Origin of the sequence: Salinibacter grassmerensis, assembly GCF_947077765.1 — a bacterium.
GTDB lineage: Bacteria > Bacteroidota > Rhodothermia > Rhodothermales > Salinibacteraceae > Salinibacter > Salinibacter grassmerensis.
Genome location: NZ_CAMTTF010000003.1, coordinates 336346 through 352447, shown reverse-complemented (window position 1 = coordinate 352447; position 16102 = coordinate 336346). Strand labels below are relative to the sequence as shown.

Below are 16102 nucleotides of genomic sequence, written 5' to 3'. Positions count from 1 at the left end.
CCGAGGGACGCTGACCGATGGCTCATCTCGCTTCGTTTCCCCGTACCTTTCTTCTGCTTGCGGGTTTGTTGTGTCTCTGGGGGAGCACGACGCCGGCCGCCGCCCAAGACGGCGAGATTGACGTCCCGGACCCGGTCCTGAGCGGGATCGAGTTTTCGGTGTCGGTGCCCGGGGACTCCTCGCTGGCCGCCCCGGGGTCGCCGACGCTGCGGGTGGCAGGGGCCACGTTCGCGCTTTCGTACGACGCGGCCAGGGGGGCGTGGACCGCGGACGGGGTCTCGGTCTCGTCGAGCGGGAGTGCTCCCGTCGAGGTCGTGGCCAACGATGCGGTGCTGCGCTCAACCACGACCAGAACCATCCCGGGCTGGCTCTCTATCCTGCCGCCCCTCCTGGCAATCGGGATGGCGCTGCTGTACCGGCGCGTGGTCCCGGCGTTGTTCTTTGGGGTCTGGGTGGGCGCGGTCACCGCCATCGGCTTTACGCCCTGGGGCGCGTTCAAGGGCCTGCTGGACAGCTTTCAGGTCTACGTGCTGAACGCGATGTCCAGCTCCAGCCACGTGTCCATCATCCTGTTTTCCCTCATGATTGGGGGCATGGTGGGCATCATTTCCAAGAACGGGGGCACGCTCGGGATTGTAGAGCGACTGACAGGGTGGGCCAGCAACTCGAAGCGGGGGCAGGTCGTGACTGGGGTGCTGGGTGTGAGTATTTTCTTCGACGACTACGCCAACACCCTGATCGTGGGCAACACCATGCGCCCGGTGACCGACCGGCTTCGCATTTCCCGCGAGAAGCTGGCCTATGTCGTGGACTCGACCGCGGCCCCCATGGCGACCCTCGCGTTCGTCACCACGTGGATCGGGTACCAGGTGGGCCTTTTGGGCACCGCCATCCAGAACATCGACGGGTTTGCCCAAGGGGCCTACTCGGTATTCCTGAGCTCGCTCCCCTATAACTTTTATCCGCTCCTCGCGCTGTTCTTCGTCTTCCTCGTGGCCTACACGGGCCTCGACTTCGGGCCAATGTACCACGCGGAGAAGCGGGCCCGCGAGACGGGCGAGGTGCTGGGCAAGGAAGCGAAGGTCGACGAGGCGGCCTCGGAAGGAGAAGAGCTGCAGCCCCCGGACGGGACGCCGTACCGGGCCGTCAACGCGGTCATCCCGATTCTGGTGCTGGTGGGAGGGGTGCTCGGTGGGCTGTACGCCACGGGCGTCCAGGCCGCTGGGGTGGATGCGCCTCTGCGGGACATTATCGGGGAGGCGAACTCATACACCGCTCTGATGTGGGGGTCGATACTCGGGGTCCTGGTTGCGGCGGCGCTCTCCATCGGACAGGGCATCCTCGATCTGGAGCAGACGGTGGAGGCCTGGTACGAGGGGCTCAAGTCCATGTTGTTTGCGATGATCATCCTCGTGCTTGCCTGGGCCCTGTCCAACATCACGGAAGTGCTGCACACGGCCGACTATCTCGTGTCGGTCCTTGGTGAGTGGCTTCCCCCCGGGGCGGTGCCGGCACTGATCTTCGTGCTTGCGGCCGCGACGGCCTTCGCGACCGGATCGAGCTGGGGCACCATGGGCATCCTCATGCCGCTGGTGGTCCCGCTGGTGTGGGCGGTCCTCGCACAGAATGGAATGGACGCCCCGGCGCACTACCACATCCTGTATTCGGCGGTGTCGTGTGTCCTGGCCGGATCGGTATGGGGAGATCACTGTTCGCCGATTTCGGACACGACGATCCTCTCATCGATGGCCAGCGGCTGTGACCACGTGGAGCACGTGCGCACGCAACTGCCGTACGCGCTCAGCGTCGGCACCGTGGCCATCTTGGTCGGCACACTGCCCGTCGGCTTCGGCATGCCGTGGTGGGTCGGGCTCCTGGTGGGCGCGGGGCTCCTGTATGGCCTGCTGAAACTGGTCGGCACGCCCGTGGACACGGCTGAGGCCCCCGTGGAAGCCCCGGCCTAGACCGACGCCAACCGCCGCGCAGAGCGCGGTGCTGACTCCTCTTCTTTGTTTTTTCGCTCACCAATCGACGATCCCTTCATGTTTCTCGACGCCGACGACCGTCCCTGGGGCCGCTGGGAGGAATACCTGAACGAGCCGGGGTATCGTGTGAAGCGCATCATTGTGCATCCCAACCAGCGGCTCTCCCTACAAAAACACGAGCACCGAAAAGAACACTGGGTCGTCGTTCGGGGATCGGGCGTCTTCACGCGCAACGAGGAGGAAATTGAGGTGTCGGAGGGAGACACCTGCTTTATCGATGAGGGCGACGTTCACCGCATCGAGAATGACGGCGACGGGCCGCTCGTCTTCATCGAGACGCAGATGGGCCGTTGCGTGGAGGACGACATCGTTCGGCTGGAGGACGACTACGGGCGGGAGTAGGACGGAACGAACGGGAGCCGGGCGGGCCCTGAAGAGTTTGCCGGATTTCTGCTTTGGAGAGGCATATCGCCGGCACTTCCTCGTGCATGCCCCCGTTGCACCAATACATACACAGTTTCTTGGCAACCCCCTTCGCCTATGATACTGCCGATATACGTCTACGGCCACGAGGCGCTTCGGGAAGAGACCGACCCCGTGCAGGAGAACACGGAGGCGCTTCAGGAGCTCATCGACAACATGATCGAGACGATGCACAACGCCGCCGGCATCGGGCTGGCGGCGCCCCAGGTTGGACGTACCGAGCGCCTCTTTGTGGTGGACCTGACCCCAATGGCCGATGACATTGCGGAGGCGGGGGAGCCGCTCCCGCCCCAGCCGATGGTCTTCATCAACCCCGAGATCGTCGAGGAGAGCGACGACGCCGCGGAAATGGAGGAAGGCTGCCTGTCGATTCCGGAGGTGCGCGAGGCTGTGGCCCGCCCTGAACGGATCCGGATGCGCTACCGGGATCGCCAGTTCGAGGAGCAGGAAGTGGAGGCTGGGGGCATGCTGTCCCGGGTCCTGCAACACGAGCGCGATCACCTTGACGGCGTCCTCTTTACCGACTATCTCAGCAGCTTCCGCAAGCGGCTGCTCCGCCGTCCCCTGCGGGAGATGGTCAACGGGGAGGTGGAGGCCGACTACCCGCTTGTGACGAAGGACGATGAAACCGTTCCGTCCCGGTAAGACGGACCCCGCCGAGGGAGCAGGGGCGTCCGTTTGATCGGGCCATCGTGGATCCGCGATATGACTACCCACCGAACGCTTTCGCGCTCGGACGTCGAGGCCGTCTACGACCGGGTTGGGGCATGGCAGGACACCCAGGCGTTCTACGAGGCGCCCGCCTTTGACGCGCTCGTGGCCGGTGGGGGCTTTGCGGACGCCCGGTCGGTGGTCGAGGTTGGATGCGGCACCGGAAAACTCGCCGAGCGTCTCCTGCAAAACCACTGTCCGTCGGCGGCGCGCTACGCGGGATACGATCTCAGCGGGACGATGGTGCGGATCGCCCGGGCCCGCCTCGGGGCGTTTGGAAATCGTGCGGCCGTCCACGAAACCGACGGCGGCCTCACGTTCGACGATCCGGATGGAGCGTACGATCGCGTGGTGGCGACCTACCTGCTGGACCTCCTGTCGCGAGACGACGCCCGGACACTTCTTGGTGAGGCGCATCGCCTCCTGCGTGCGAACGGTCGGCTCTGCCTTGCAGGGCTCACTTGGGGGCAGTCGCCGTTTTCCTGGTGTGTGAGCGGGCTGTGGAACACCGTTCACCGGATCCGTCCGGGGTGGGTCGGCGGGTGTCGGCCCCTTCGGCAGCGGCCGCTCCTGAACGAAACCCGCTGGTCCGTCCGAACCCATACCCTAGTGACGGCGTGGGGCGTCTCGTCGGAGGTGCTGGTGGCGACGCCCCTCTAGATGAGTATGCGGTCTTCCTGTACTGACGTCCGGCAATTGCGTGGCCCTGCTTTCGGTCGATCAGCTTTCCGTTACGCTCGACGGACACACGATCCTGCGAGACGTGGCCTTCGAGGTTGCGGCCGGGCAGTGGGTCGGCATTCTCGGGCCCAACGGAGCGGGCAAAACGACCCTTCTGCGGGCAATTGGGGGGCACATTCCGTTTGACGGAGAGATTCGGCTCCAGGGCGCGCCCATCGACACGATGAGTGCTCAGGAGCAAGCACAGGCGCAGGCCTTCGTCCGCCAGGCCCGATCCCTCACCTTCGACTTTTCGGTGGAGGAGTTCGTGTTGCTCGGTCGGGCCCCGCATCGAGGCTGGCTGCAGCCATACCGGGAGTCGGACCGGGAGCGCGTACAAGACGCCCTTGCCCGGGTGGAGTTGGGGGGCTTCGCGGACCGGTCGGTCCTGTCCCTGAGCGGAGGTGAGATGCAGCGTGTCTTTCTGGCACAGGCCCTTGTGCAGGGGGCGGACCTGTTTCTGCTGGACGAGCCGACCGCGCACTTAGACGTGCACTACCAGTTCTCCTTCATGGAGCAGGTGCGGACCCAGACGGAGGCCGGCCGGACGGTGCTCGCCGTCGGACACGACCTGGAACTGGCGGCCCGCTACGCGGATCGGCTGCTCCTGGTCGCGGACGGCGAGTTGCGAGCCCAGGGGCCTCCAGAATCGGTCCTGACGCCGGGGCGCATCGCCTCGGTGTTCGGGGTGCGGGTCGCTCTGGATCAGCATCCGGACGGCACGCTCCGGATCGACTACTTAGGCCCTGTGTCGTCGTCTGACGAGAGCCGCGTCCCCGGTTAGTATTCAGGCTGTCGCCTCCCTGGAAACGCACACGGAGGTCAGCCGTGCCACGCTGTGCTCAATTATAGTCCCCTGTTTCCCGATGCATTTTCTTTGATGAGCAAACGAATCTACACGCGCACTGGCGACGACGGAACCACGTCTCTCTTCGGGGGAGAACGGGTGGGCAAGGGAAATCCTCGCATTGACGCGTACGGCACGGTCGACGAGACCAATTCGATTGTCGGCGTCGCCCGGTCCCACCTAGAGGGCGAGCCGGGACACGACACCCTCGATCCGGTTCTGGGGGACGTGCAGGAGGAGTTGTTCGTGGTGGGGGCGGATCTGGCCACGCCGATGGATGCCAAGCCGGTTGTGGAACGCATTGAGGACACCCATATCGAGGCGCTTGAGGAACGGATCGATCGGTTCGAGGCGGACCTGCCGGATCTGAAGCGCTTTATCCTGCCGGGCGGGGCGCCGGCCGGGGCGTCGCTCCACTCCGCCCGGACCGTGTGCCGCCGTGCGGAGCGCCGCAGCGTCGAGGCCAAAACCTCGACGCCCATCAACGAGCAGGTCATTGTCTACCTCAACCGACTGTCCGATCTCCTCTTTGTGCTGGCCCGCTGGGCCAACCGAGAGGTTGGCGTCCAGGAAGACACGTGGAGCCCCGGGGGCAGTGGGGGCGACGGTGCGTCCACCGATCAGTCGTAACCTCCTCGCACGTCTACACACTCCCCGGTGGCTCCCATGTCCTGTTCACCCCAGCCCGTGCGACTGCTTGCCTTGCTTCTGATCGTTGCTGGAGGGGGGCTTGCCTGTCAGACGGGTGCGACTGCGCCGACCCCGACGAATGAACCAACGGCTACGTTTGAGGCCTCGATGGACCGCTACGGCCTTCCGGCGGGACGGTACCAGATCGAAGATGGACGCGTAGGCCGGGCGGAGACCTTCTCGGACGTGCTGGACGAGCAGGGGGTGGACTATCAGACGATCTTGAACCTTGCGGAGGCGGCCCGACCCGGGTTCGAAGTCACAGACCTCCGGGCCGGGCGCCGGTATCGCGTCTACGTGAACCCCTGGCTTCAACAGCCGCGATACCTGGCGTACCAGATCGATGCACTCCGGTACGTCGTCTTCGACCTCCGGCACCCGGACCGGACCTACGTTGCCACCCGGTCGGTAACCCGTCAGTGGGCTACGGTCTCGGGTACGGTGGAGGGATCGTTGTACGAAACCCTCGTGGGAAACGACGGACACCCGCTCCTCGCCCTGCGGCTGTCGGAGGTGTTTGCCTGGCAGATTGACTTTTTTCGGCTGCGGGCGGGCGACTCGTTCCGCCTCGTGTACGAGGCCCGTGCGGTTGAGGGTGATACGGTGCAGCCCGGAGACATCGTGGCGGCACACGTGCGGCACCGCGGCGAGGACTACTACGCCTTTCGGTTTGAGGCGGGCGCAGGCGACGCTGAGTATTTTAACCGGGCGGGCCAGAGCCTCCGGCGCCAGCTCTTGAAGGCGCCCCTGCAGTATTCCCGCATCAGTTCGGGTTATACGAACCGCCGGTACCACCCCGTTCTGAAGGAGTATCGTCCTCACCGGGGGGTTGACTATGCTGCGCCACGTGGCACCCCAGTGCGATCGGTCGGGGGCGGGGTTGTCCAACGGGCCGGGTACAAGGGGCCCAATGGCAACTACGTCAAGATCCGCCACAACGGCACCTACACCTCCGGCTATCTCCACCTCTCGCAAATCTCCGTGACGTCCGGCGATCGCGTGCAACAGGGCGAGACCATCGGCTATGTGGGAAGCACCGGCCGGTCCACGGGCCCTCATCTTGACTACCGCCTCTGGAAACACGGCACCCCCGTCAACCCGGTCACACTAGAGCTGCCGCCCTCACAGCCGGTCCCTCTGCAATATCAGGACGCGTTTCGGGAGACCGTGCGGGCCCTGCTGCCGCGCCTGGAGGGGGCGTCGGTGTTTGCCCGGGTCCCCTCGGCCCCCGAACCGCGCTGGACGGAGCGCACGGCTCCGGCAGGGCCCCAACTGGCAAGTCGGTAGCCTCTCTGAATTGGGCACTTGTGGAATGTCCCTCTCCCTCCACAGTCGGCAGATCGAGACGCGGGGGCCGTTGCTCCTCGTGCACGGGGGGGCGTGGGACATCCCGGACGCTGCGCTTGAGCTGCACCGTGAGGGGCTTGGGGCTGTACTCGAGGCCGGAACCTCTGTACTTCAGGGCGGGACGAATGCCCTGGCGGGCGTTACGACGGCGACGCGAGCGTTAGAGGCTCACGGCGCGTTCAACGCCGGCTACGGGGCGATGCTGAATCAGGACGGGGAGGCGGAGCTGGACGCCGGAATCATGAGCGGGGCGACCCTGGACTATGGGTCCGTCATGGGCACGCGGCACCTGGAGCATCCGGTCGTGGTAGCCCGGCGGCTGCTAGAAAGAGGGGAGGGGCGAGTACGGATGCTGGCGGGCGAGGGGGCGGAGCGGTTTGCGGAAACCACGGGGACGGACCTTGTCCCGAACAAGACGCTGGTCCACCCCCGCGAGCAACGACGTCACGAACGGATCCGGGCACGGGCCGAGGCCAGTCACCCGAGCCGGTCGTTCCGTCCGGGGGGCGTTGACCCGAGCGGAGGCGATACCGTGGGGGCAGTGATGCGGGACGGCGCGGGCACGCTCGCGGCGGCGACCTCCACCGGGGGGACGCCCTTCAAGCCGCCGGGACGGGTGGGCGACTCGCCACTGCCGGGCGCCGGCTTCTACGCGGACGCCCACATGGCAGTCAGCACGACGGGCTGGGGCGAGGCCATCGCGGCCGTGGGGCTGGCCCGCAGTGTGCGGGAGCGCGTCCGAGAAGGCGCCTCCGCCGAAGCGGCTGCGCGCACCTCCTTGTCCCGCATGCACGAGCAGGTCTCCTCTCCAGGCGGAGAGGGGGCCACGGGCGGATGCATCGTGGTGACGCCCGAGGAGGCCGCGGTGGCGTTCACGACACCCCGCATGGCGCGGGGATGGCGGGGCAGGGCAGAAGACCCTCACCACACCGTCCAGCGGTAGCGGGCCCACTCAGAATTGCAAGGAGGCGCCAGCGCGCCAATGTCGGCCGGCGGCGGGCTCGTAGAACCGTCCCCCGAAGGCGTTCACCACGATGTCGTTGTAGCGGACATCGAAAGCGTTATTCAGGACGAGGAAGGGCGTAAAGGAAGCCCCGCCCGCCACGTCGAAACCAGGATGGCTCAGCCGTAAGTCCACGGTCGTATACCCGTCGCTCGTCGCGGTATTCTGGGTATCGCCGTACTGCTTACTTACGCTTAGAATGGACAGGGAGGCGTGAGTGAGCGAGGTGCGTGCCTGAAGGGTTGCAGAGAACCGGTGAGAAGGTACACCGGGGAGGTCATTGCCATCGAGATCAGTGGTGGATGTGCCCTCCTCCACGGTGCCCTCCGTAAATTCGGCGTCTACGAACGAGTGACTCGCCCGAACAGAGAGTGGTCCAGTGGGTTGCCAGCGGACCGCGATTTCGGCCCCGCGGTGGCGGGCGGCACCCTGATTGCGGTAGGCCGTCGTCTCGTCCGGCAGCTCGAAGGGGACGAGCACGTCGTCCACGTCCTGGTAAAAGAGGGCCAGATCGTACGAGAGAGACTGCGCCAGCCACGTGCCCGTGACGCCGCTCTCTACGCCCACTACGGACTCGGCGTCCAGGTCACTGAAGCCTCCCTCGCCGTCCGGACGATTGCTCAGTTCGGTCGTGGTGGGAGCCTCCAGGCCCGTGCTCAGGTTTGCAAACAGGCGTGATCGCCCGAGGTCGTACGAGAGCCCGAGCGAAGGGCTCAGGGTGCGAAAAGTTTGGGTCCCGTCGTCGCCCCCAAGCCGATCATCAGCCTCGAACTGAAGACGGTCGTAGCGGAGGCCGGCGTCGATCTGGAAACGGCCAAAGGGGATGGAGAGGCGACCGAAGAGGGCTCCGTTATTGACGGTCTCGAGCTGGTCGATGAGGAGACTGTCTGGAGCCCCGCCGTCACTGGTATATTCTTTTCGATCGTCGTGCTGCAGTTTGCCCGAGACACCGACTCCCCATTCCACCGCAGGGGTTTCGCCTTCGAGCGTAAGTCGCGCACCCCCGGCCCGGCGATTCAGGTCGATGACGTTGAAGGGAATGGGGTTGCGGAGGTCGCGGAAGAGCCCGTACGCGGTTGCGTTTGCCGTGCCGACCCGGGTATCGTCGTAATAGGTCGCCCCGAGTTGTCCTTGCTGGACATCCTTACCGACGTCAAAATTCACGATTGTGGATCGTGCTCGGTCGGGCGATGTCCGAGCCGCTTCTTTTGCGAGCGAGCCGGGCGAATCCGCGCGGGGCATGTGCTGGAGAGCTCCGATCACGCGAACCCCTTGATCGTTCCCCAGCGAAAAGTTGCTGGTGAAGCCAGAGCGGAGTAGTCGGGTGTCGCTGTGTTGGCGGTATCCCGACTGAGTTAGATAAGACGAGTAGACGCTGAGCTGGTGTGCCCCAAGGTCGGGAGTTACCTGCAGGTCGGTCTTCGACAAACCATAGGACCCGACGGTCTCTTTGAGACGCACCGTGTGCCTGGCATCCCGAGACGGGCGCGTGGAGAGGGAGAGGACGCCCCCGCTTGCGTTGCCCCAAAATGTGGAGGCAGGGCCCCGAATCAGCTCCAGTGACCGAATGAATGACGGATCGATAATATGCACCACTGATTGCCCGTCCGCCGTTGTCAGGGGAATTCCATCCAGAAGCATCTGGACCCCGCGCACTCCGAATTGGGCTCGCCATCCAAGCCCGCGGATCGTAATGCGATCCCCAAGCGCAAAGTGCGTCCGGCTCTGGACTGACAGACCCGGCAGTCCCGTGGAGATCTCTTCCAAGGACAGCGACGGCGTGGCATTGAGGTCTTGATCGGTCCGGGTCCGGGTTGCGGCGGCAAAGGAAGGGGCTTCGCCTGCGATGCGGAAAGGAGTGGCCGTGATTTCCACCGGCGCCATTTCCACCTGCATGGCAACGGTCGTGTCCGTCGGGGATTGTGCGTGGACTGAGGGTAAGCCGAGATGGCACCCAACGAGAAGCACAAGCGCAAAAATACGGGGTATCACGGTCCGCACCAAGGAGTGCAGCATGTCAGGGGAAACGTACAATTCAAGGCAGCAAACGAAGCAGAAAAGGCCTCAACAGAGTGTGGCAGATAGCTGTGGAGAGACACAGGGCTGGCACGAAGAGAGACGTACCGGCCTACGGTGGGTAGGAAGAACGTGTCGGAGACTCCGGAGGATGTAGGTCACCAACCGATCCGAGGGGCGGTGGAGTCGGCGGGCGGGCTGGGCGGGTCCTGGGCCACCGCGGGCAGGGGAGACGTCTCGTCCAGTTGCTGAATCTGGACGCCCGAGTAGTAAAATGAAAGAATCTCGCGGTAGCTCCTGCCCTGCTCGGCCATTGCGTGAGCGCCCCACTGATTGAGGCCCACGCCGTGGCCGTGGCCCCGTCCGGTCAACACGTAGTCCGGGCCGTCCCGACGGGCGTCGAACCAGGTGCTTTTCAACGTGCCCCCGTCGACCCGCTCGTTCACGATCGACCGGAAGGTGCTCGCCTCCATTTCCGTCCTGCCATCGTCCGAGAAGAGCACCTCGATGGTTGCCAGCCGGCCGTTCGGGGTGCGGTCGCCCAGCAGAAATCCCTCGACGGAGGTGCCGTGGTGCAGCGAGAGCGCCTGCAGGAGGGCCCGGCGGTTGATGCGCGTCGTCCAGCGGTGCTTGGGCGAGGCCTCGTCGTACGGGTCCTCCTTGCCCCGAAGGTAGGGAAGGGAGGGACTGTCCGTCCAGACCTCCTCGTTGCTGGCCGTGTGGCCGCCGCTTGACGAGAAGTAGACCGCCTGGATCGGGGCCCCGTCGTAGGTCAAAATTTGGCCCTGCGTCTCCCGGGCTGCCCGCCGGGCGTCTTCGGTGATCACGTCTTTTCCCCGGTATACCTGAGAGGCCGTGCCGTCGACGTGGTCGTAGTCTCCGTCGAAGTGCTTGGTGGAGAAGAGGGCGTAGGTCCGGGCCACGACTGCCATGGCCCGGGTGCCCGACCGGTCGTCGAGGCCGTACTCTGCGGCGACAACGCTTGCTACGTAGTCCTGTAGGGGCACGCGGTTGACGAGCTGAAGGCCGGTGCTGGAGTCCGCGGGGCGAAGCGTGAGGCGTCCCGTGTACGTGCGCGTCGACTCGGAGGGCAGGCTGAGCATCCAGCTGCCCCCGCTGGACGGCGCGAGGCGGAGCGACCGGGCGTACAGGTTGGCGTTCCCGCGGCGGGCATACACATCTCCCTGACGGCGGCCGAGCGTCACGGTCTCGTCGCGTTTCAGCCGGAGAATTGGGGGATCACCGCTGGGAAGCAGTACCGAGAGTGAGGTGCGCTTCGGCGTCAGGCGAACAGATTCAACATCCGTCCCGTGGTGAAGGCGCACCTGTACCCAGTCTGTGCTGTCGGATGAAGACTGGGCCGAGGCCAGGGAGGGCACCCCGGTCACGAGCAGCGCCAAGATCAGGAAGGAGATCCCCCCGAGAAGGCCCCGAGCGCCCGAGCAGAGGATCGGGTGAAATTTACACCAACGCATTTACAGTGTGAGGCCTTCAGTTCATGTTCTAACGCAGGGCACAAACTCGACAGTTGCCGGTCCTCCTACGATGCAAAAAGGGGACTTCGTTCCCGGTCGTTATCGCTCCGTTTTGTCCGCTTCCCTCGCCATCAGTCGTCCCCTCAGTCTATGATCGTTGACACGCACGCGCACCTGTACCTCGACCAGTTCGACGACGACCGGGACATGGTTTTGCGTCGGGCCTGGGGGGCCGAGGTCGACGTCATCGTAATGCCGGCCATCGACGTCCCCTCCATTCAACAGGCCGTAGATCTTTGTGAGGAGCACGACGGGCTCTATGCCATGGCGGCCCTGCACCCCTCGGAAACGCAGGAGGCCACCGAGGAGGACTTTGAGGCAGTCGTGGAATGGTGCTCGCACCCGAGCGTGGTGGCGGTGGGGGAGAGTGGCCTGGACTATTACTGGGACCGGTCGTTTGACGACCGGCAGAAGCGCTTTTTCCGAAAGCACATTCGCCTCGCCATCGAGGCCGACCTGCCCCTCGTCATCCACAACCGCGACGCCGCGGAGGACATTCTTGCCATTCTTGAAGAGGAGTCCGTACAGGCCGACGTCCCGGAGAAAATGCGTGGGATCCTTCACTGCTACGTCGACCCGCCCCGGATCGCCGAGCGGGCGTGGAATCTGGGCTTCTACGTCGGAGTAGGGGGCATCATGACCTTCTCGAACAGCGACGTGGACCAGTATGTGAAGGAGGTCCCGCTCGAGCACATCGTTGTGGAGACCGACAGCCCCTACCTGGCCCCGGAGCCAAATCGGGGCGATCGAAATGAGCCGGCCTACGTGCGCCACGTCGCGGAGCGGCTCGCCGAGATCAAGGACCTCCCGCTGGAGACGGTCGCCGAGGTCACGACCCAGAATGCCCGGGCGATTTACGAGTTGGACGCCGCAGGATAAGGGCAGTGGCCCGGAGAGACTACTCGGGGCATAAAAAACGCCCCGACCGGGTCATCCCGATCGGGGCGTTGGGAAGCCGTGGGGCGTCGGTTCGGGACGCCCGTGAGGCGATGTAGAGGGTCGCGGGTGGGGGATCGATCCCCACTCCGCGTCCGAACAGTCAGCGTTTACTCGTCGTCGCCTTCGTCGACGACCTCGTAGTCGGCGTCTTGGACATCCTCGTCGTCGGTGTCCGTGGCGCCGTTGCCGGGGGCCGCTCCGCCAGCGGGGCCGCCAGCGGGACCTTCGGCACCAGCCGCTGCACCAGCGCCCGCCGCGCCGGCGCCAGCACCGGCCGCCGCGCCCTGCTGGGCCTGTTGCTGCTGGGCCTCGCGAATCTCTTCGCCGGCGGCGGACCACGCCGCGTTGAGGTCTTCGAGGGCGTCCTCCAGCGCGGTGATGTCTTCGTCGGCGCTGGCCGTCTCAAGCTCCTCGTTCAGTGTGTCGAGGGCATCCTGGAGGTTCGCCCGCTTGTCCTCCGGAATCTTGTCGCCGTACTCCTCGAGGCCCTGCTCCACGGAGTAAGCCATAGAGTTCGCCTCGTTGATCGTGTCGGCGCGCTCCTTCCGGCGCTCGTCCTCCTCGGCGTGCTGCTCGGCCTCTTCCTTCATCTTCTCGATCTCCTCGTCCGAGAGGCCGCTGTTCGCCTCCACACGGATGGACTGCTCCTTGCCGGTGTCCTTGTCCTCGGCGGACACGTTCAGGATGCCGTCCGCGTTGATGTCCAACGTGACCTCAATCTGCGGCGTGCCACGCGGGGCCGGCGGAATGCCGTCCAGGTGGAAGCGGCCGAGCGTGCGGTTGTCCTTGGCCATCTCGCGATCGCCCTGCAGGACATGCACCTCTACGGAGGTCTGGTTGTCGGCGGCCGTGGAGAACACCTCGCTCTCCTTCGTCGGGATCGTGGTGTTGGCCTCGATCAGCGTCGTCATCACACCGCCAAGCGTCTCGATGCCGAGGTTGAGCGGCGTCACGTCCAGCAGCAGCACGTCGTCGACGTCGCCACTGAGCACGCCGCCCTGAACGGCGGCGCCGAGGGACACCACTTCGTCCGGGTTCACGGACTTGTTGGCCTTCTTGTCGAAGAACTCCTCGACGGTCTCCTGAACGAGCGGCACGCGGGTGGAGCCGCCAACCAGGATGACCTCATCGACGTCGCTTTTGGAGTGCCCCGCGTCGTTGAGGGCCTTTTCCATCTGCGGCACCGTCTTCTCGACCAGGTCCCCTATCAGGTTCTCGAAGGTGGCCCGGTTGAGGTCCATGTTGAGGTGCTGCGGACCCTCGTCCGTGGCCGTAATGAACGGCAGGTTGATCGTCGTCGTCTTGGCGCTCGACAGCTCAATCTTGGCCTCCTCGGCGGCCTCCTTCAGCCGCTGCAGGGCCATCGGGTCGTCCCGAAGGTCGATGCCGGTGTCCTGCTCGAACTCGTCGGCAATGTGGTCGATGAGGCGCTTGTCGAAGTTGTCGCCCCCGAGGTGCGTGTCCCCATACGTGGCGTTTACCTCAAAGACCCCGTCCCCGAGCTCCAGGATGGAGACGTCAAAGGTACCGCCGCCGAGGTCGTACACGGCGACCACTTGATCGCTCTCGTCGTCGAGGCCGTAGGCGAGGGAGGCCGCCGTGGGCTCGTTGATGATGCGCTGCACGTTCAGGCCTGCAATCTCGCCGGCCTCCTGTGTGGCCTTCCGCTGTGCGTCGTTGAAGTACGCCGGCACGGTGATCACCGCGTCGGTGACCTCCTGGCCCAGGTACTCCTCGGCCGTCTGCTTCAGCTTCTGCAGCACCACGGCCGAAATCTCCTGAGGGGTGTACTTCCGGTCGCCAATCTGGACGCGCGCCGTGTCGTTCTCGCCGCGGACGACCTCGTACGGGACCTCTTCGATCTCGTCCTCAACCTCGTCGTAGAAGCGGCCCATGAACCGCTTGATCGAGGACACGGTGTTTTCCGGATTCGTGATGGCCTGGCGCTTCGCGGGGGCACCCACGAGGCGCTCGCCATCATCTTTGTAGGCCACGACGGACGGCGTGGTGCGCGATCCTTCCGCGTTTTCGATGACTTCGGGGTCGTCCCCCTCCATCACCGCCACGACCGAGTTCGTCGTGCCAAGGTCGATTCCAATGACTTTACCCATGAGTGTGTGTGCGTTGGTTCGGATCAGTTCGAAAGTCGAAGGCGTGTCGGGATCGAGGGACGACTGCTTTCCGGCGTCCCTGCCTCTACATCGCCACGGTAGCTTGTTCTCAAGAACGATGCCGGCCCGCAAAGTCCCCGAAATAGTCCGTCAGAATGACAGGGTGGCAGAGCAGGGCCGGTCGATCCTTACTGGTGGGGCGTCAAGTGTGGCACTGGGGCCCCTACACACTGAAAAGTTTGCAGGCCCGAAGGCATGATCCTTGATCCTGCAACCGCGGGCCCTTCGCTTCCGTGCAAATTTTCACCAATATCGCCGAAAGCCGGAGATATTCCAGCGGCTCGTGCTTATTGTCTAGTTGCCATGTACACCTCCGCAGCCCTCCGGTACATTCCCAACCTGCTGACGGTCGGTCGGATTCTGGTGACCCCGTTGCTGCTCCTGCTCCTGTCGATTCCGAGCAAGGCCGGACAGATGAGTGCGGTCGTGCTCTTCGTCCTGGCCTCCCTGACGGACTACTACGATGGGGTGCTGGCCCGTCGGTACGGGGTGCGGTCGCGGCTCGGACAGTACCTTGATCCCCTGGCGGACAAAATTCTGATCCTCGGGACCTTCATCGCCCTTGCACTCGAGGCCCCCGACCTCGTCCCGTGGTGGGCCGTCGTGGCCATTGCCCTCCGCGACGTCGTCGTGACGGTCCTTCGGTCGTGGGCCGAAGCGTCCGGACAGACGCTGCACACCTATCGTGTGGCAAAAGGAAAGACGATGCTGCAGGCCGCATTCCTCTTCGGGGTGCTCACCCTCCGGGCCGCAACGCACTTTTCCCCGCCGCTTCGCGACGCGGCCCGGTGGTTGCTTTACGACAGCGGCCTGCCCGGGCTGGCCCTAGCGGTCGTCGTCGGCTTTACGTTGGCCACGGGTGCGCTGTACGTGGTGGCGCCGGTAGAGGAAAAGGGGACCCTAGAGTAGGCCCGCACTCCCCACTCGTGAACTTGACTGATTGCTGTCGTCCGTCATGCCCACCCCCCAAGAGATTTTTGCCCCGTCGTCGGCCGATCGGGCCCGCGCCCTCGCGGACACCCTTTTGAACATTGAGGCCGTTTTCTTGCGCCCGCGCGACCCGTTCACGTGGTCCTCGGGCCTCGCGGCGCCCATTTACTGTGACAACCGGCAGACCCTCGCGCATCCGTCCGTCCGCGAACGCATCGCAAACGGGTTTACCGAGATCGTCCGGGATCACGACTGGACGTCGCCTACCGTTGCCGGAACGGCCACGGCCGGCATCCCCCACGCGGCGTGGCTGGCCGACCGGATCGATGCCCCAATGGCATACATCCGCTCTTCGGCCAAGGGGCATGGGCAGGGACGGCGCATTGAGGGAGCACAGCCGGGAGCGGGCGACACGGTTATCGTGGTGGAGGATCTCATCTCGACGGGCCGATCCGTGTTGGACGCGGTGGCGGCCGTTCGGGAGACCGGTGCCACCGTTCCGGCGGTACTGGCCATTTTTTCGTATGGGCTGGACGCCGCCGCCACGGCGTTCCGGGAGGCCGGTGTGCCCTGCCACGTGCTGACGACGTTTCCCGTGCTTCTGGACGTGGCGCATCGCCAGCATGCGCTCTCGGAAGACGCACAGGCGTTGCTCAACGACTGGCGGGCCGATCCCGACGCCTGGTCCCAGGAACACGGGGGCTGAACCACCCTACTCGCTAGAC

The 16102-nt window shown here is 65.1% G+C and carries 14 protein-coding genes; 11 read left to right on the top strand and 3 right to left on the bottom strand.

All coding sequences use genetic code 11. The features are described from left to right. The first annotated feature begins 17 nt into the window (after positions 1-17). From OJB03_RS08785 to OJB03_RS08750, 8 genes are all read left to right on the top strand, one after another. Entirely contained in the window at positions 18-1964 is a 1947-nt protein-coding gene (locus OJB03_RS08785) for a Na+/H+ antiporter NhaC family protein (RefSeq protein WP_263786585.1), read from the top strand. Between the two features lie 78 nt (positions 1965-2042). Further along, positions 2043-2387 (top strand): phosphomannose isomerase type II C-terminal cupin domain, encoded by a 345-nt coding sequence (locus tag OJB03_RS08780; protein ID WP_263786584.1) that lies wholly within the window; start codon positions 2043-2045, stop codon positions 2385-2387. A gap of 138 nt (positions 2388-2525) precedes the next feature. Beyond that, positions 2526-3113, top strand: coding sequence for a peptide deformylase (gene def / locus OJB03_RS08775; RefSeq protein ID WP_263786582.1), 588 nt, complete (start codon positions 2526-2528; stop codon positions 3111-3113). Between the two features lie 60 nt (positions 3114-3173). Next, positions 3174-3839 carry a class I SAM-dependent methyltransferase gene (locus OJB03_RS08770; protein ID WP_263786581.1) on the top strand — a complete coding sequence of 222 codons (666 nt, stop codon included), beginning with the start codon at positions 3174-3176 and terminating at the stop codon, positions 3837-3839. Positions 3840-3879: 40 nt separating this feature from the next. After that, complete coding sequence (locus tag OJB03_RS08765) at positions 3880-4683, top strand: ABC transporter ATP-binding protein (protein ID WP_263786579.1); 804 nt, start codon at positions 3880-3882, stop codon at positions 4681-4683. Positions 4684-4779: 96 nt separating this feature from the next. Beyond that, positions 4780-5376, top strand: a complete 597-nt coding sequence (locus tag OJB03_RS08760; RefSeq protein ID WP_263786577.1) for a cob(I)yrinic acid a,c-diamide adenosyltransferase — start codon at positions 4780-4782, stop codon at positions 5374-5376. Positions 5377-5412: 36 nt separating this feature from the next. Continuing rightward, positions 5413-6723, top strand: coding sequence for a peptidoglycan DD-metalloendopeptidase family protein (locus OJB03_RS08755; protein ID WP_263786575.1), 1311 nt, complete (start codon positions 5413-5415; stop codon positions 6721-6723). A gap of 25 nt (positions 6724-6748) precedes the next feature. Then, entirely contained in the window at positions 6749-7726 is a 978-nt protein-coding gene (locus tag OJB03_RS08750; RefSeq protein ID WP_263786573.1) for an isoaspartyl peptidase/L-asparaginase family protein, read from the top strand. A 9-nt stretch (positions 7727-7735) separates the two neighbouring features. On the opposite strand, the gene OJB03_RS08745 is transcribed toward OJB03_RS08750, so the two are convergent. Then, the gene (locus tag OJB03_RS08745) at positions 7736-9682 is read right to left on the bottom strand and encodes a TonB-dependent receptor family protein (RefSeq protein WP_263786571.1); all 1947 of its coding nucleotides are present in this window, start codon (positions 9680-9682) and stop codon (positions 7736-7738) included. Between the two features lie 278 nt (positions 9683-9960). Continuing rightward, positions 9961-11277, bottom strand: a complete 1317-nt coding sequence (locus OJB03_RS08740) for a SpoIID/LytB domain-containing protein (protein ID WP_263786569.1) — start codon at positions 11275-11277, stop codon at positions 9961-9963. Positions 11278-11427: 150 nt separating this feature from the next. Here OJB03_RS08740 and OJB03_RS08735 point away from each other — a divergent pair, with 150 nt between their 5' ends. Continuing rightward, positions 11428-12216, top strand: coding sequence for a TatD family hydrolase (locus OJB03_RS08735; protein ID WP_263786567.1), 789 nt, complete (start codon positions 11428-11430; stop codon positions 12214-12216). Positions 12217-12383: 167 nt separating this feature from the next. On the opposite strand, the gene dnaK is transcribed toward OJB03_RS08735, so the two are convergent. Continuing rightward, positions 12384-14387 carry a molecular chaperone DnaK gene (dnaK, locus tag OJB03_RS08730; RefSeq protein WP_263786565.1) on the bottom strand — a complete coding sequence of 668 codons (2004 nt, stop codon included), beginning with the start codon at positions 14385-14387 and terminating at the stop codon, positions 12384-12386. Positions 14388-14750: 363 nt separating this feature from the next. Here dnaK and pgsA point away from each other — a divergent pair, with 363 nt between their 5' ends. Both pgsA and pyrE read left to right on the top strand, forming a co-directional pair. Next, positions 14751-15356 carry a CDP-diacylglycerol--glycerol-3-phosphate 3-phosphatidyltransferase gene (pgsA, locus tag OJB03_RS08725; protein WP_263786563.1) on the top strand — a complete coding sequence of 202 codons (606 nt, stop codon included), beginning with the start codon at positions 14751-14753 and terminating at the stop codon, positions 15354-15356. A gap of 46 nt (positions 15357-15402) precedes the next feature. Continuing rightward, positions 15403-16083 (top strand): orotate phosphoribosyltransferase, encoded by a 681-nt coding sequence (pyrE, locus tag OJB03_RS08720; RefSeq protein ID WP_263786562.1) that lies wholly within the window; start codon positions 15403-15405, stop codon positions 16081-16083. The last annotated feature ends 19 nt before the right edge of the window (positions 16084-16102 follow it).

Bases quoted from the DNA above. Each gene is read 5' to 3' on its own strand.
- OJB03_RS08770 (WP_263786581.1), top strand. From the start codon at position 3,174: ATGACTACCCACCGAACGCTTTCGCGCTCGGACGTCGAGGCCGTCTAC.
- OJB03_RS08785 (WP_263786585.1), top strand. From the start codon at position 18: ATGGCTCATCTCGCTTCGTTTCCCCGTACCTTTCTTCTGCTTGCGGGT.
- OJB03_RS08750 (WP_263786573.1), top strand. From the start codon at position 6,749: ATGTCCCTCTCCCTCCACAGTCGGCAGATCGAGACGCGGGGGCCGTTG.
- OJB03_RS08745 (WP_263786571.1), bottom strand. From the start codon at position 9,682: ATGCAGGTGGAAATGGCGCCGGTGGAAATCACGGCCACTCCTTTCCGC.
- OJB03_RS08780 (WP_263786584.1), top strand. From the start codon at position 2,043: ATGTTTCTCGACGCCGACGACCGTCCCTGGGGCCGCTGGGAGGAATAC.
- pyrE (WP_263786562.1), top strand. From the start codon at position 15,403: ATGCCCACCCCCCAAGAGATTTTTGCCCCGTCGTCGGCCGATCGGGCC.
- OJB03_RS08735 (WP_263786567.1), top strand. From the start codon at position 11,428: ATGATCGTTGACACGCACGCGCACCTGTACCTCGACCAGTTCGACGAC.
- OJB03_RS08760 (WP_263786577.1), top strand. From the start codon at position 4,780: ATGAGCAAACGAATCTACACGCGCACTGGCGACGACGGAACCACGTCT.
- OJB03_RS08755 (WP_263786575.1), top strand. From the start codon at position 5,413: ATGTCCTGTTCACCCCAGCCCGTGCGACTGCTTGCCTTGCTTCTGATC.
- dnaK (WP_263786565.1), bottom strand. From the start codon at position 14,387: ATGGGTAAAGTCATTGGAATCGACCTTGGCACGACGAACTCGGTCGTG.
- def (WP_263786582.1), top strand. From the start codon at position 2,526: ATGATACTGCCGATATACGTCTACGGCCACGAGGCGCTTCGGGAAGAG.
- OJB03_RS08740 (WP_263786569.1), bottom strand. From the start codon at position 11,277: ATGCGTTGGTGTAAATTTCACCCGATCCTCTGCTCGGGCGCTCGGGGC.
- pgsA (WP_263786563.1), top strand. From the start codon at position 14,751: ATGTACACCTCCGCAGCCCTCCGGTACATTCCCAACCTGCTGACGGTC.